Consider the following 1,379-nt stretch of genomic DNA (forward strand, 5'->3'; position numbering starts at 1 on the left):
AATGTCTGGTAGCAATAGCGAAGAGGTCACACCTGTTCCCATACCGAACACAGAAGTTAAGCTCTTCAGCGCCGATGGTAGTTGGGACTTTGTCCCTGCAAGAGTAGGACGTCGCCAGGCATTCAAGTTAATTTTAAGGAAATACATTAAGTACATGGAATTTCGTCATAGCATATGTATTAACACAAATGTTGTGTTTGGAGGATTAGCTCAGCTGGGAGAGCACCTGCCTTACAAGCAGGGGGTCGCAGGTTCGAGCCCTGCATCCTCCACCATTTTATTGCCGGCCTAGCTCAATTGGTAGAGCAACTGACTTGTAATCAGTAGGTTGGGGGTTCAAGTCCTCTGGCCGGCACCACTTTAATTGAATATTTTTCTTTAATTTGAATGGTGCATTTTAGTTGTACAAGCCAAATGGAATTATAAAAGCATGAGCCATTAGCTCAGTCGGTAGAGCATCTGACTTTTAATCAGAGGGTCGGAGGTTCGAATCCTCCATGGCTCACCATTTGCGGGTGTGGCGGAACTGGCAGACGCGCTAGACTTAGGATCTAGTATCTTCGGATGTGGGGGTTCGATTCCCTTCACCCGCACCATTTTTTCATATAACAAGCGGAAGTAGTTCAGTGGTAGAACACCACCTTGCCAAGGTGGGGGTCGCGGGTTCGAATCCCGTCTTCCGCTCCAGTAGTGTGCCGGGGTGGCGGAATTGGCAGACGCACAGGACTTAAAATCCTGCGGTAGGTGACTACCGTACCGGTTCGATTCCGGTTCTCGGCACCATGCGCTCGTAGCTCAATTGGATAGAGTGTCTGACTACGGATCAGAAGGTTAGGGGTTCGACTCCTCTCGGGCGCGCCATTTATTTTTTCGGGAAGTAGCTCAGCTTGGTAGAGCACTTGGTTTGGGACCAAGGGGTCGCAGGTTCGAATCCTGTCTTCCCGACCATTTAAACTTTTATATGGGGCCTTAGCTCAGCTGGGAGAGCGCCTGCCTTGCACGCAGGAGGTCAGCGGTTCGATCCCGCTAGGCTCCACCAAATAAAATCATAAAACACTATTGACATCATTAAGTCAGCGTGTTATATTAATTAAGTCGCCAATTTGAGAGCGACAAGAAATTTGCTCCTTGAAAACTGAACAAAACAACCAGTATGTCAAGAGAAACATGACTGTTTTTCTTAAACTAAAATCAGAAGGTAACACTTCTGAAAAGCTAAGACAATTGATAGGATCGATTGGTGTCGATTCTATTCAAACTTTTTTGGAGAGTTTGATCTTGGCTCAGGACGAACGCTGGCGGCGTGCCTAATACATGCAAGTCGAGCGCGGGAAGCAAGGGATCACCCTTCGGGGTGTGAACTTGTGGAACGAGCGGCG

The 1,379-nt window shown here is 47.9% G+C and carries 9 tRNA genes and 2 rRNA genes; all 11 read left to right on the plus strand.

Features of this window, described 5'->3' with window-relative positions:
• The first annotated feature begins 4 nt into the window (after positions 1–4).
• Positions 5–120: ribosomal RNA gene (gene rrf, locus CIL05_RS21395) — 5S ribosomal RNA — on the plus strand.
• A gap of 79 nt (positions 121–199) precedes the next feature.
• Positions 200–275 (plus strand) — tRNA-Val (locus CIL05_RS21400).
• Between the two features lie 7 nt (positions 276–282).
• Positions 283–358, plus strand: a tRNA-Thr gene (locus CIL05_RS21405).
• A 74-nt stretch (positions 359–432) separates the two neighbouring features.
• A tRNA-Lys gene (locus CIL05_RS21410) sits at positions 433–508 on the plus strand.
• A gap of 3 nt (positions 509–511) precedes the next feature.
• Positions 512–596: transfer RNA gene (locus CIL05_RS21415), tRNA-Leu, on the plus strand.
• 16 nt (positions 597–612) lie between these two features.
• A tRNA-Gly gene (locus tag CIL05_RS21420) sits at positions 613–687 on the plus strand.
• A 7-nt stretch (positions 688–694) separates the two neighbouring features.
• Positions 695–783 (plus strand) — tRNA-Leu (locus tag CIL05_RS21425).
• Between the two features lies 1 nt (position 784).
• A tRNA-Arg gene (locus CIL05_RS21430) sits at positions 785–861 on the plus strand.
• Between the two features lie 10 nt (positions 862–871).
• Positions 872–948 (plus strand) — tRNA-Pro (locus CIL05_RS21435).
• Positions 949–963: 15 nt separating this feature from the next.
• A tRNA-Ala gene (locus CIL05_RS21440) sits at positions 964–1,039 on the plus strand.
• Between the two features lie 221 nt (positions 1,040–1,260).
• Positions 1,261–1,379: ribosomal RNA gene (locus CIL05_RS21445) — 16S ribosomal RNA — on the plus strand; the annotation flags it as partial.

Origin of the sequence: Virgibacillus profundi (assembly GCF_002287375.1) — a bacterium.
In the GTDB taxonomy this organism is placed as follows: domain Bacteria; phylum Bacillota; class Bacilli; order Bacillales; family Amphibacillaceae; genus Virgibacillus_K; species Virgibacillus_K profundi.